We start from the raw sequence: 12,552 nt of genomic DNA, 5'->3' as shown, positions 1-12,552 counted from the left end.
ACGCCGCGAGCCGGCGCATCGCGCGCCTGCAACCGCCTCCATGACCGCGTGGCACCGATGGTAGGATCGACCCTGTCCATGGCCATTCCCGCCACCCATGCCACTCATCCGGATCTGGGCTGTCGACCATGCCCTTGCGTCTGGCATCGCCGCGCCGACCGACATCTTCACGGCAGCCAATCATCTCGCCCCGTCATTACGTATCGGCCGGCCGCAGGCCCCGTTTCGCTGGCGCATCGAATCGATCGACGGCAAGCCGGTGCGCACGGCTTCCGGCCAGGCCGCCGCGGTCGACGGCACGATCGACGGTCACGGCACCGCCGATGCGATCTGGCTCACCGCTCCGTTCGTCGCCGATCTCGAGCGGCTGCTCGCCCGGCCCGCGTCACTCGCGCCGCTGTTCGACGCGCTGCGCCGGCAACATGCGCGCGGCACACTGATCGCGACGTACTGCACGGGCGCGTTCCTGCTCGCGGAAGCCGGGCTGCTCGACGGCCGCGTCGCCACGACGCACTGGTCGAAAGCATCGAGCTTCCGCGTACGCTATCCGGACGTGGCATTGCGCGCGTCGGACGTCCTGACCGAACAGGACGGCATATTGTGCGGCGGCGCCGTCACGTCGTATCAGAATCTCGCGTTGCGGGTCGTCGACAAACTCGCGAACGCGCGCCTTGCCGCGGCCGTCGCCAAGGTCATGCTGATCGACGTGAACCGCGTGTCGCAGGATTCATTCATCGATCTCGGCCGGATGGGGCATGACGGGCACGACGATGCGGCCATTGCACGCGCCCAACGCTGGATGGAAAAGCACCTGCGCGAGCCGTTCAGCCTCGCCCGGCTGAGCGATCACGTCGCGATGAGCGAACGCACGCTCCATCGCCGTTTCAGGGACGCCGTGGGCGCGCCGCCGCTCAGGTATCTGCAGACGCTCAGGATCGAAGTCGCGAAGCGGCTGCTCGCGGAAACGACGCTCGCGATCGACACCGTCTGCGAGCGCGTCGGCTATGCGGACATCAGCGGCTTCCGGCAACTGTTCAAGCGCGAGACCGGCATCTCCCCCGGCGAGTATCGCCGTCGCTTCACGCGATAAGCGCGCGCAACCGTCGTAGGGTGCGGTGTCGGAAATGGCATCGTCAAATGGCAGTTTCGCCACTCCGCGTGCCGGCACGCGGTTCGTACACTGGATTCACGTCGCCCGGCATCGAAGCGACGCCATCCTCACCGAACCAGGACACCATCATGCCGATGATCGACGTCTACATTCCCGAAGGTGCGCTCGCACCGCAGGCCGAAGCCCAACTGATGGAAGAACTGACGGGAACGCTGATCCGTCACGAGGGACTCGATCCCGACAATCCGCGCACGCGGGACGTGACCTGGATCTTCGTCCATCGGCCGGCAGCCGTGTATCGCGCCGGGGCTGTCGCGCCTGCGCCGATCTACCGGATCGTGCCGACCGTGCCCGAAGGTCAGTACACGGATGCCGCGCGTGCCGGGCTGATCGCAGACGTGACCGCTGCCGTCGCGCGCGCGGAGGGCCTGCCGGTCGATGCCGTCGCGACGCGCGTGTGGGTCTTTCCTACGGAAATCGACGACGGCTGCTGGGGCAGCCGCGGCGTCGTGCGCCGCCTGCCGGACATCATGGAATATTTCGGCGGCGCCGAACTGCGGGCGCTCGGGGAATGGCGGCTGGCGATCAAACGACAGGCGGATGCGGGTCGGGTTATCGATGCGGTGCGAGATTCGATGTTGGAAACGGCTCGGAGTGGATCGCTCGAACCGGCCGCTAAAGCCGTACGCTGACGCCGGCGCGCAGTTGCTTGTCCGACACGCACGGCAGCGTACCGTACGGCACGTGAAGCAATACACGGACGAGATGCGCCCAAGGGCGAGCGCACCCGTTTAATCACTTATTCGGTCAGTAGCACGGACACTTTTTGACAGGGCCGGGGCCAATCACCGCGACGGGTTTGCAGGGGTTGGACGGGCCAATTACTGCGACGGGTGCACAAGGATTGGACGGACCGATCACCGCGGTTCTGGCCATTGCCGACAGAGATGTGGTGAGCATCAGGGAAGCCAGCAAGAAATTGATTTTCATCAGGTATGCCCTCTTTCAACTCGATAGGAATCGATCGGATCGACTGTTCGCCGTTCCTTCGTACGGGCGTCGAATAACGCCACGCAGGAGAGCATATTCTCGATGACAAGGGCAACCAATAGGACAACTTCCAAATTGCAGAAAATGATCGCGTTCCAGTACTAAGGCCGCGACGCGGCCACCGCGAGTGGCTACGCACGGCCAGACGGAGAGGTACAAGTGCACACCTGCCGCCTGAAGCCCGGTATGCCCCGGTTCGCGACTGCGCCTGATATCGCGACGCATACCGCACCCGGGGCCGCCGTTCACATTACTGAAACGCCACTTCCGCGAAGCTCCGCAGCTTCCGGCTATGCAGCTTGTCGAGCCCGTTCGTGCGCAGGATCTCCATCGCCTTCACGCCGATCTGCAGATGCTGGTCGACCTGCCCGCGATAGAACGTGTCGGCCATGCCCGGCAACTTGAGCTCGCCGTGCAGCGGCTTGTCCGACACGCAGAGCAGCGTGCCGTACGGCACGCGGAAGCGGAAGCCGTTCGCGGCGATCGTCGCGCTTTCCATGTCGAGCGCGATCGCGCGGCTCTGCGACAGGCGCTGCACGGGTTCGCGATGATCGCGCAGCTCCCAGTTGCGGTTGTCGACGCTCGCGACGGTGCCCGTGCGCATCACGCGCTTCAGTTCGACGCCATCGAGCTGCGTGACGTCGGCCACCCCGCGCTCGAGCGCGAGCTGCACTTCGGCGAGCGCCGGAATCGGCACCCACAGCGGCAGGTCGGCGTCCAGCACGTGATCCTCGCGCACGTAACCGTGTGCGAGCACGTAGTCGCCGAGACGCTGCGTATTGCGCAGCCCCGCGCAGTGACCGAGCATCACCCATGCGTGCGGACGCAGCACCGCGATGTGATCGGTGATCGTCTTCGCGTTCGACGGGCCGACGCCGATGTTGACCATCGTGATCCCGCTGCCGTCCGCGCGCTTCAGGTGATACGCGGGCATCTGCGGCAGGCGCGGCGGCGCGGCGCCCTCGGCCGGCTCGCTGCCGAGGTTCGCGTTGTAGGTCACGACGTCACCCGGCTCGACGAACGAGCTGTACTGGCTGCGATACGCGCGCACCTCGGGATCGTCGCTCTCCGTCATCACCGTACGGCCCAGCTTCACGAACTCGTCGATGTAGAACTGGTAGTTCGTGTAGAGCACGTAGTTCTGGAAGTGCGTGGGCGACGTCGCCGTGTAGTGGCGCAACCGGTGCAGCGAGAAGTCGACGCGCGCGGCCGTAAACAGCGCGAGCGGATGCGGCTCGCCCGGCGCCGGCTCGAACGTGCCGTTGACGATGCGATCGTCGAGATACGACAGGTCGGGCGTATCGAAGATGTCGCGCATCGCGAGCAGGCGGTCGCGGTCGAGCTCGCCCTCGAGATGGATGCCTTCGGGAAACGCGAAATGGATCGGAATCGGCTGCGACGACACGCCGATCTCGATCTTCACATGGTGGTTCTTCGCCAGCAGGCGCAGTTGCTCGCGATAGTAGTTCGCGAAGAGGTCGGGGCGCGTGACCGTCGTCTCGAACACGCCGGGGCCCGCGACGAATCCGTACGAGCGGCGCGAATCGACGTGCGTGTTGACATCGGTGCGGATCCGCACGAACGGGTAGCACGCGCGCACGTGCTCGGTGATCGGTTCGTGGCGGCGATAGCGCGCGAATGCGTCACGCAGGAAACCCGTGTTCGTGTCGTAAATGGCGGACAGCCGCGCGACGGCGGCGACCGGATCGTCGAAAGCCTCGACCGACGGGCTCTCGGGCGTCAGCACACGGTGCCGGCGGCTCAAATCGTTCTTCATTTTCATCACCTCGTCTGATCCGGCGACATTACCACGGAACCCGGTCGCCCTTGTGGCTGCCCCCACGCACGCGAGGGCCGGATGGTGCGCAGTATTTGCTAAAATCGGTGGGTTCACTGGAGACTCATCATGAAGCCGCTCATTCTCGTCGTCGCTGCCGCCGCGTTTGCCGCCGCCAGCGCCGCTTACGCCGGCGGCACGCCTGACGCCGACGCGCAGGCACGGGCCGAGGCCAACGAGGCCGCCGGCCTGCCCGATCTCCGCAAGATCAACCGGCCGGGCGCCGAAGTCACGTCGAAAGTCGACTTCGCCGACATCCGCCGCACGCCGAGCTTCCACGAAAAGAGCAAGAACGGCACCGAAGTTACCGAGTACCGCGATCGCGGCAAGCCGGTCGAGATCGACGTGAAGTCGAACTTCGGCACGCGCTACCAGATGAGCTCGACGCCCGACACGTCGCCGAAGCCGCACGACGCGGGCATCCCGATCACGCGCCTGCCGTCGCTGAACCTGCGCTACTGATTCCGTGGCGCGCCGCACCGAACGCCGCGCGCCGCCTTCCTTCACCTGCTGTCGCGACGCACGCCGCCCGCGTGCCGACACCCTGACCTGACGCATCCCGCATGGCCGTTTTCACAGCTGTTTCCGACTCCGATCTCGCGCAATGGATGCGCCACTACGAACTGGGCGACGTGCTTGCGTTCCGCGGCATTCCGTCCGGTATCGAAAACAGCAATTTCTTCCTGACGACGACGCGCGGCGAGTACGTCCTCACGATCTTCGAAAAGCTGACGGCGCAGCAACTGCCGTTCTACCTCGACCTGATGCGCCATCTGGCCGGCCACGGCGTACCGGTGCCGGATCCGATCCCGCGTGACGACGGCGCGCTGTTCGGCGAGCTGCACGGCAAGCCGGCCGCGATCGTCACGAAGCTCGACGGCTCGGCGGAACTCGCGCCGGGGGTCGCACACTGTATCGAGGTCGGGCAGATGCTCGCGCGCATGCACCTGGCCGGCCGCGACTATCCGCGCAACCAGCCGAACCTGCGCAGCCTGCCGTGGTGGCAGGAGAACGTGCCGGCGATCTCGCCGTTCATCACCGACGCGCAGCGCGCGCTGCTGGAAAGCGAACTCGCGCACCAGGCCGGCTTCTTCGCGTCGGACGATTACACGGCGCTGCCGGCCGGGCCGTGCCATTGCGACCTGTTCCGCGACAACGTGCTGTTCGCGCACGCGGCGCCCGGCACCGGCCATGACGTGCGGCTCGGCGGCTTCTTCGACTTCTATTTCGCGGGCTGCGACAAGTGGCTGTTCGACGTCGCGGTCACGGTCAACGACTGGTGCGTCGACCTCGCGACCGGCGTGCTCGACGTCGCGCGCGCCGATGCGCTGCTGCGCGCGTACCAGACCGTGCGGCCGTTCACGGCCGAGGAGCGCCGCCACTGGAGCGACATGCTGCGCGCGGGTGCGTACCGCTTCTGGGTGTCGCGCCTGTACGACTTCTACCTGCCGCGCGCGGCCGAGATGCTCAAGCCGCACGACCCCGGCCATTTCGAACGCATCCTGCGCGAGCGTATCGCGCATACGCCCGCGCTTCCCGAGATCCAAACCGCATGCAACTGATCGAAGTGCCCGCGAAAACGGGCTATGTCTGGTTCCGCCAAGGCATCTGGCTGTTCCGCCGGAACCCGCTCGCGTTCATCACGCTGTTCTTCACGTACCTGCTGGCGATCACGCTGGTGTCGCAGGTGCCCGTGATCGGCTCCGCGCTGCCGCTGGTGTTCATTCCCGGCATCGCGGTCGGCTTCATGGCCGCATGCCGCGACACGGTGGCCGGCAAGACCGTGATGCCGACGATCCTCGTCGACGGCTTCCGCTCGTACGGCACCGTCGCGACCCAGCGGCTGCTCGTGCTCGGCGTGATCTACGTCGCGTCGATGGTGCTCGTGTTCGCCGCCTCGTCGTTCGTGGACGGCGGCGCGCTGTTCCACGTGATGATGGGCGCGGCCGACGAAGCGAGCGCGACGCCGGAAACGCTCGCCGCGCAAGGCACGTTCGGCGCGCTGATGTTCGCGACGCTGCTCTACCTGCCGGTCGCAATGCTGTTCTGGTTCGCGCCGGTGCTGGTCGCGTGGCACGACGTGCCGCCCGCCAAGGCGCTGTTCTTCAGCGTCGTCAGTTGCTGGCGCAATCGCGGCGCGTTCGTCGTGTACGGCGCGCTGTGGTTCGGCGTCGCGCTCGGCACGTCGCTCGCGCTGTCGCTGCTGCTGCAGGCGCTCGGCGCCGGCGCCTATGCGCTGACGATCATGATGCCGCTGACGATCGTCATCGTCACGATGCTGTACTGCTCGTTCTACGCGACCTATCGCGGCTGCTTCGGCATCCAGGAGCCGGGCGCGACGACCACCACGTCCGGCCGCTGAAGTCTCCCGGGCCGGCGCGTGTCGCCGGCCCGCCGCGCTCGCGCCGGGTTGCCGCCCGGCGCCTCCCCCGTTCCCCCGCCTCCGTCGGCCATCACCCCGCGCCGGCCGCCCCCTGTTCATCCCGATCTTTTGCGCGCAAAATGATTTGCGTACAAATTGTTCGCGCGTTCGACGCGCCGCCCGAATGATGGACCGCCCGCCCCCGCTGCCCCAGACGCTCGACGAGCAACTCTGCTTCGCCCTCTACTCGACTTCGCACGCGATGACGAAGGCGTACAAGCCGCTGCTCGACAAGCTGTCGCTGACCTATCCCCAATATCTCGCAATGCTCGTGCTGTGGGAGCGCGACGACATCGCCGTGAAGGACATCGCCGCGCGGCTGGACCTCGACCCGGCCACGGTCACGCCGCTGCTAAAACGGCTGGAGGCGCTCGGCTACGTCGAGCGCGTGCGCAGCGCGGCCGACGAACGGGTCGTGAACGTGCGCGTGACACCGGAAGGCCGCGCACTGAAGGAGCGCGCGCGCTCGGTACCCGCCGATCTGTTCTGCGCGATGCAGCAGTCGCCCGAGTTCCTGGTCAGGCTGCGCGCCGATCTCCACCAGTTGCGCGACGCGCTGTCGGCCGCCAACGAACGCTGACGACCAAGCATCGGCAAACGGGCCCGGCACTGCCGGGCCTTTTCTTCAAAATTTCATTTGCACACTAATGATTTGTGTTCTATATTTTCCTCGTGGCCGGCGACACCCCGTTCGACCGGGCCGCTTTTCCTCCCCTTTCCCGACAGGAGCTGCACGATGAACATTCTGTACAAGACCAGCGCTACGAGCACGGGCGGCCGCGACGGCCGCGCGGTATCCGCCGACAACAAGCTGGAAGTGAAGCTGGCCGCGCCGCGCGAACTCGGCGGCACGGGCGCGGAAGGCACGAATCCGGAGCAGCTGTTTGCCGCAGGTTACTCGGCCTGTTTCCTGAGCGCGATGAAATTCGTCGCCGGCCAGGACAAGAAGGCGCTGCCGGCGGACACGCAGGTCACGGCGGAAGTGGGCATCGGGCCGAACGACGCAGGCGGCTTCGGGCTCGACATCGAGCTGCGCGTGTCGCTGCCGGGGCTCGACAAGGCCGACGCGCAAGCGCTGGTCGAAAAGGCGCACCACGTGTGCCCGTATTCGAACGCGACGCGCAACAACGTACCGGTGCGCCTGACGGTCGTCTGACGCGACGCGACACCACGCATGCAAAAAGGGCGCGTGCGGCATGTAGCCGCACGCGCCCTTTTCTGCTGCGTGACTCGCCGGAATGGCGGACCGGCCGGCCCGCCCTGCGCTGCTTAGCGCGCGCCGAACGAATACGGGCGATTCATCGCCGATTCGCGATCGATCTTGCGCATGCGGAATTCGAGATCGTAGATATCGGTGGCTTCGGACAGGTACGCCTCGGCGCGCTCTTTACGGGCCGTTTCAGCGTTCTTGGTCAGCATCAGGAAGAGGTGGCTCAGCAGGTACATGGTCGATCTCGCAATCCAAGGGTTCTTTGACTAGGGTTTTCCCGAATTATAGGGAAAACCCTAGTTCTTGGCCAGCGTCGATCAGACGATGCGTCGTTCGGTCGCCACAGTGCGCCGCTGTGCCTCGAAAAAGGCCCAGATCATCGCGCTCGCATCGGGGCCGACCGCCGCATGAAACGGCACGGCTTCATCGCCGCCGGCCCACGCATGATCGAGCCCTTTCACATGACAGAGCCGCACGACAGGCTCGCCGTCGCGGCAGACATCGGTGATCTGCGCGCCCGCGGCGCGCGTCTCGACCCGCTCGCCGCCGCGCAGTGCGCCGCGGCTGTCGGCAAGCCCGTTCAAGCGCATGAACTGAACCGTCAGCTGGTCGGCATTCTTCGGGGCGACCACGTGGTCGCCGTCGCCCTGGACGATCAGCGCGGGCATGCCCGGATACGCGGCCACATAGACCAGCGCATCGACGGCCGCAGCGGGGTTCTGACGCACGCCGCGCCGCATCACGTCCATCGCGGTAATGCCGGAATTCGCCTCGCCGAGCGCGGGGCCCGAGTGCAGCGCCACCGCCGCGAAGCGGTCGGGATGATGCAGTGCAAGAAGCGACGCGAGGCCCGCGCCGGCCGACAGCCCCGCGACATAAACACGCGATGCGTCGAAACCGTGTTCGTCGACGAGCGCGTCGACGAGCGACGCCACCGCGTTCGCCTCGCCGCGGCCCGCGCGGTCGGTATCTTCATACCAGTGCCAGCAGCCATGTGCGTGCGCGCGCAGCGACTGCTCCGGATACAGCACCGCGAAACCATGCTTGTCGGCCAGCAGGTTCATCCGCGTGCCTTGTGCGAATTCGTCGACGGACTGCTGGCAGCCGTGCAGCATCACGACGAGCGGCATCGCGCCGCGCCGGCGGCCGGGCGGCACATAGAGGCCGTAAGCGAGATGCTGGACGAGGCGCCCGAGCGCGGGTGCCATCGGATGTTCGCCACGCGTCCATTCACCTGCCGCCCATGCGGCCGCGCGCGGGCGCACACGCGATTCGCGCGGCGGGGACGGATCGGATACGACGGAAGACGCCGCTGCCTCGAGTGCGTCGCGTGTGATGCGCTGCGCATCGCGCGCCGCGCGTTTGGCGGCCGGAGACAGCATGCGTTTCATGCCGCCCAGCCACACCTTGGTCAGACTTTTGGTCATCGATCGGGCTCGCAGTCAGGAAAAATAGGGGCACCACAGCGGATGCGGCGTTCGACTTTGTGCAATGCACCATAACATTGTTTCCGGGATTTTTCCTGCACGCGGCTATTTCCCGGCCGCGCAAAAAACGGGGCTCGGGCGCACGCGGCGCTATACTGGGGCTTCGCCGCTTGTATCCGTTGTAGTCGTTCTTTCCGGCTCGCGCGTTGATTTAAGCATCTTCCCCGCCTCCGTTCGTCCCCTTCCCGATGTTCGACCTGTCGTCTCACCTGTGGATCATGATCACCGCGTTCGGCGGCGCCGGCCTGACCTTGCCGCTCGCGATCACGATCGCCGTCTGGCTCGCGCTCGGCTACTCGTGGCAGCGCGCGGCCGCGTGGCTCGGCGTGCTCGCGGCCGCGATCGGCCTGGTCGCGTTGACGAAGATCGCGTTCCTCGGCTGGGGCATCGGCATCCGCAAGTGGGATTTCACCGGGTTCAGCGGCCATGCGATGCTGTCGACGTCGGTTTATCCGGTCGCGATTTTCCTGGCGCTGATCCGCACGCGCACACCGGTGCGGCTCGCCGGCATCGCGCTCGGGCTCGCGGCCGGCGTCGCGGTCGGCGTGTCGCGCGTCGCGCTCGACGCGCATTCGCCATCCGAATCGATCACCGGCTGTATCGTCGGCGCGATCGCCGCGCTCGCGTTCATCGCGGGTTCGTGGCGCGCGGTGCCGCACCGCTGGTCGGTGCCCGCGGTCGTCGCGAGCCTCGCGCTCGTCACCGTGGCGCTGCACGGCATCACGGTGCCGTCGCATCGCTGGGTCACCAAGGTGGCGCTGCAGCTGTCGGGCCACGAGCGCCCGTTCGTCCGCGCGCGCTGGAAGGCCAACCCGAACTACCGCCCCGCATCGCAGCCGTCGTCGCTGCAGCGCACCCAGTCGTCGTCGCAGACGCTCCGCACGTGACCGGCCGCCCGGCCGGCTCTCCTTTTCAGGTCTGACCATTACATGCGCGCCGTCGCATGTGCGGTATGTCGAGCGTTATAACCCGCCCTATATTACGATTACGGTTTCCACCCATTCAAACGAACTCGCCATGCGCTCAACCGTCCGTCCGCTTCGCCGCACCCTGCTTCGCCTGCTGCCAATCGCCACGTTGGCCGCCGGGGTCGCGTTCAGCGCGCCCGCTTCCGCCGCCGGTGAACTCGTCGTGTCGGCCGCCGCCAGCCTGACGAACGCGTTCAAGGCCGTCGGCGATGCGTACGAGAAGCAGCATCCGGACACCAAGGTACTGTTCAACTTCGGCGCGTCGGACGTGCTGATGCAGCAGATCGCCAAGGGCGCGCCGGCCGACGTGTTCGCGTCGGCCGACCAGAAGGCGATGGATCGTGCAGCCGACGAAAAGGTGATCGTGCCCGGCACGCGTCGCGATTTCGCGGCGAACTCGCTCGTGCTGATCGTGCCGGCGGACAGCCACGCGGCCGCGCCGACGTCGCTGAACGACCTGACCGCGCCCGGCGTGAAGCGCATCGCGTACGGCGACCCGGCGTCGGTGCCGGTCGGCCGCTACACCGAAGGCGCGCTGCGCGCGGCCGGGGTGTGGGACGCCGTCAGCGCGAAGGGCGTACTGGCCGCCAACGTGCGCCAGAGCCTCGATTACGTCGCACGCGGCGAAGTCGACGCAGGCTTCGTGTTCGGCACCGACGCGGCGATCATGCCGGGCCGCGTGAAGGTCGCCCTGACGGTGCCGACCAAGACCGCCATCACCTACCCGATCGCCGTGGTCAAGGACAGCCGCCACGCCACGCAGGCGCAGTCGTTCATCGACTTCGTCGCGTCGCCGCAAGGCCAGGCCGTGCTGTCGACGTTCGGCTTCAAGCCCGCGGGCAAGTGAGCGTAACGCGATGCAAGACGCCTGGGTCCCGCTGCTGCTGTCGCTGAAGGTTGCCGGCTGGGCGACCGCGCTCGACATCGTGCTCGGCGTCGCGGCCGCGTTCATGCTCGCGCGCTGGCGCTCGCCGCTGCGCGACGTCGTCGATTCCGTGCTGACGCTGCCGCTCGTGCTGCCGCCGACGGTGCTCGGGTATTACCTGCTCGTGCTGCTCGGCCGACGCGGCGTGTTCGGCGCGTGGCTCGACAGGCTCGGCATCGAGCTCGTCTTCACGTGGCAAGGCGCGGTGATCGCGTCGATGGTCGTCGCGTTTCCGTTGATCCTGAAATCGGCGCGGGCGGCGTTCGAAGGCGTCGATCCGCATCTCGAACGCGCCGCGCGCACGCTCGGGCTCGGCGAAGCGGCGGTGTTCTTCCGCGTGACGCTGCCGCTCGCCACGCGCGGCATTCTCGCGGGCGCGCTGCTCGCGTTCGCGCGCGCGCTCGGCGAGTTCGGCGCGACGCTGATGATCGCGGGCAACCTGCCCGGCCGCACGCAGACGCTGTCGGTCGCGATCTACGCGGCCGTGCAGGCAGGCGACGACAGCACGGCCAACTTCCTCGTGCTGGTGACGTCGATCACCTGCGTGCTCGTACTGCTCGCGACCGGCTGGCTCGTGCCGTCGCGTGCCCGGCGGAGCCAGCTGACATGACGCGCCGGCCTCGCCCATCGTCGTGCGTGGCCGGCCGGCTTCTGCGGAGGCCCGCATGAGCCTCGTCGTCGACATCCGCAAGACCTACGCGAATGCCGAGCGCCGCTTCACGCTCGACATGTCGTTCACCGCGACGACGCAGCGCGTCGTGCTGTTCGGGCCGTCCGGCGCGGGCAAGAGCATGACGCTGCAGGCGATCGCCGGCCTGTTGTCGCCCGACGAAGGCACGATCGCGCTGAACGGCGAACCGCTGTTCGACGCCGCGCGCCGCATCGACGTGCCGACCCGTGAGCGCCGCGTCGCGTACCTGTTCCAGGACTACGCGCTGTTTCCGCATCTGAACGTGCGCCAGAACATCGCGTTCGGGCTCACGCCGGGGCTGCGCAACCCGCGCGCGAAAGCAGTGCCGCCGGAAGTCGCGTACTGGCTGCAGGCGTTCGATCTCGAGGCGCTCGCAGGGCAGTATCCGTCGCAGCTGTCCGGCGGGCAGAAACAGCGCGTCGCACTCGCGCGCGCACTGGTCGCGCAGCCGCGAATCCTGCTGCTCGACGAACCGTTCGCGGCACTGGACGGCGCAATGCGCCAGCGCATGCGTCACGAGCTCGCCGAGCTGCAGGCGCGGCTCGATATCCCGATGGTGCTGATCTCGCACGATCCCGACGACGTCGCCGCGTTCGGCGACCAGGTCGTGCAGTTGAGCGAAGGACGCGTGCAGGCGGCGACGCCGCACGCCGAGTGGCCGACGCGCGTCGCCTGAGCGTGCGAGGCCGTGGTCGTGGCCGTCGTGGCAAGCACGTTGGAGCCTGAGAGAAGCCGCCAGCAGCGGCACAAGCGGAAAGCGGAAACGAAGCCGGCGCCGTACCGATACAGCGGCGACGCCGGCTTCGCTCCGTCCGTCACACAGCGGCCGAAGCGCGCCGGTGCGCCGCCGC

General features: G+C 67.3%; 14 protein-coding genes. 11 read left to right on the top strand and 3 right to left on the bottom strand.

Features of this window, described 5'->3' with window-relative positions; all coding sequences use genetic code 11:
- The first annotated feature begins 97 nt into the window (after positions 1 to 97).
- Together AB3K92_RS12380 and AB3K92_RS12375 are read left to right on the top strand one after the other, a co-directional pair.
- Positions 98 to 1,090 carry a GlxA family transcriptional regulator gene (locus AB3K92_RS12380; protein ID WP_027791071.1) on the top strand — a complete coding sequence of 331 codons (993 nt, stop codon included), beginning with the start codon at positions 98 to 100 and terminating at the stop codon, positions 1,088 to 1,090.
- A gap of 149 nt (positions 1,091 to 1,239) precedes the next feature.
- Positions 1,240 to 1,803 (top strand): Tautomerase enzyme, encoded by a 564-nt coding sequence (locus AB3K92_RS12375; protein ID WP_048022169.1) that lies wholly within the window; start codon positions 1,240 to 1,242, stop codon positions 1,801 to 1,803.
- A gap of 608 nt (positions 1,804 to 2,411) precedes the next feature.
- On the opposite strand, the gene AB3K92_RS12370 is transcribed toward AB3K92_RS12375, so the two are convergent.
- Positions 2,412 to 3,938, bottom strand: coding sequence for an AMP nucleosidase (locus tag AB3K92_RS12370; protein WP_021160839.1), 1,527 nt, complete (start codon positions 3,936 to 3,938; stop codon positions 2,412 to 2,414).
- Positions 3,939 to 4,067: 129 nt separating this feature from the next.
- On the opposite strand from AB3K92_RS12370, the gene AB3K92_RS12365 reads away from it, so the two are divergent.
- The 5 genes from AB3K92_RS12365 (at position 4,068) to AB3K92_RS12345 (ending at position 7,576) form a co-directional block, all read left to right on the top strand.
- Positions 4,068 to 4,460, top strand: coding sequence for a hypothetical protein (locus AB3K92_RS12365; RefSeq protein ID WP_369465182.1), 393 nt, complete (start codon positions 4,068 to 4,070; stop codon positions 4,458 to 4,460).
- 101 nt (positions 4,461 to 4,561) lie between these two features.
- Positions 4,562 to 5,560, top strand: coding sequence for a homoserine kinase (locus AB3K92_RS12360; RefSeq protein ID WP_059857252.1), 999 nt, complete (start codon positions 4,562 to 4,564; stop codon positions 5,558 to 5,560).
- Positions 5,551 to 6,360, top strand: coding sequence for a BPSS1780 family membrane protein (locus AB3K92_RS12355; protein WP_021160836.1), 810 nt, complete (start codon positions 5,551 to 5,553; stop codon positions 6,358 to 6,360). Before AB3K92_RS12360 ends, AB3K92_RS12355 begins: the two co-directional genes overlap by 10 nt.
- A gap of 187 nt (positions 6,361 to 6,547) precedes the next feature.
- Positions 6,548 to 7,000, top strand: coding sequence for a MarR family winged helix-turn-helix transcriptional regulator (locus AB3K92_RS12350; protein WP_048022285.1), 453 nt, complete (start codon positions 6,548 to 6,550; stop codon positions 6,998 to 7,000).
- A gap of 156 nt (positions 7,001 to 7,156) precedes the next feature.
- The gene (locus AB3K92_RS12345) at positions 7,157 to 7,576 is read left to right on the top strand and encodes an organic hydroperoxide resistance protein (RefSeq protein WP_039358076.1); all 420 of its coding nucleotides are present in this window, start codon (positions 7,157 to 7,159) and stop codon (positions 7,574 to 7,576) included.
- A gap of 113 nt (positions 7,577 to 7,689) precedes the next feature.
- Here the strand turns inward: AB3K92_RS12345 and AB3K92_RS12340 are convergent, their stop codons facing one another.
- Both AB3K92_RS12340 and AB3K92_RS12335 read right to left on the bottom strand, forming a co-directional pair.
- Positions 7,690 to 7,866, bottom strand: a complete 177-nt coding sequence (locus tag AB3K92_RS12340) for a DUF3563 family protein (RefSeq protein WP_021156289.1) — start codon at positions 7,864 to 7,866, stop codon at positions 7,690 to 7,692.
- A gap of 81 nt (positions 7,867 to 7,947) precedes the next feature.
- Entirely contained in the window at positions 7,948 to 9,057 is a 1,110-nt protein-coding gene (locus AB3K92_RS12335) for a PHB depolymerase family esterase (protein ID WP_369465181.1), read from the bottom strand.
- A gap of 248 nt (positions 9,058 to 9,305) precedes the next feature.
- Between AB3K92_RS12335 and AB3K92_RS12330 the strand changes: the two genes are divergently transcribed.
- The 4 genes from AB3K92_RS12330 (at position 9,306) to AB3K92_RS12315 (ending at position 12,377) form a co-directional block, all read left to right on the top strand.
- Entirely contained in the window at positions 9,306 to 10,004 is a 699-nt protein-coding gene (locus AB3K92_RS12330; protein ID WP_059857253.1) for a phosphatase PAP2 family protein, read from the top strand.
- Between the two features lie 130 nt (positions 10,005 to 10,134).
- On the top strand, positions 10,135 to 10,932 hold the full coding sequence (gene modA / locus AB3K92_RS12325) for a molybdate ABC transporter substrate-binding protein (RefSeq protein ID WP_059554637.1): 798 nt from the start codon (positions 10,135 to 10,137) through the stop codon (positions 10,930 to 10,932).
- A 10-nt stretch (positions 10,933 to 10,942) separates the two neighbouring features.
- Positions 10,943 to 11,620 carry a molybdate ABC transporter permease subunit gene (gene modB, locus AB3K92_RS12320; protein WP_021156293.1) on the top strand — a complete coding sequence of 226 codons (678 nt, stop codon included), beginning with the start codon at positions 10,943 to 10,945 and terminating at the stop codon, positions 11,618 to 11,620.
- A gap of 55 nt (positions 11,621 to 11,675) precedes the next feature.
- A complete protein-coding gene (locus tag AB3K92_RS12315; RefSeq protein WP_048022274.1) occupies positions 11,676 to 12,377 on the top strand; it encodes a sulfate/molybdate ABC transporter ATP-binding protein in 702 nt (233 codons plus the stop codon).
- Positions 12,378 to 12,552: the final 175 nt, after the last annotated feature.

It is taken from the genome of Burkholderia sp. Bmkn7 (assembly GCF_041103175.1).
In the GTDB taxonomy this organism is placed as follows: domain Bacteria; phylum Pseudomonadota; class Gammaproteobacteria; order Burkholderiales; family Burkholderiaceae; genus Burkholderia; species Burkholderia cepacia.
The sequence above is the reverse complement of the archived record's forward strand: the minus strand, read 5'-3'. Positions and strand labels throughout refer to the sequence as shown.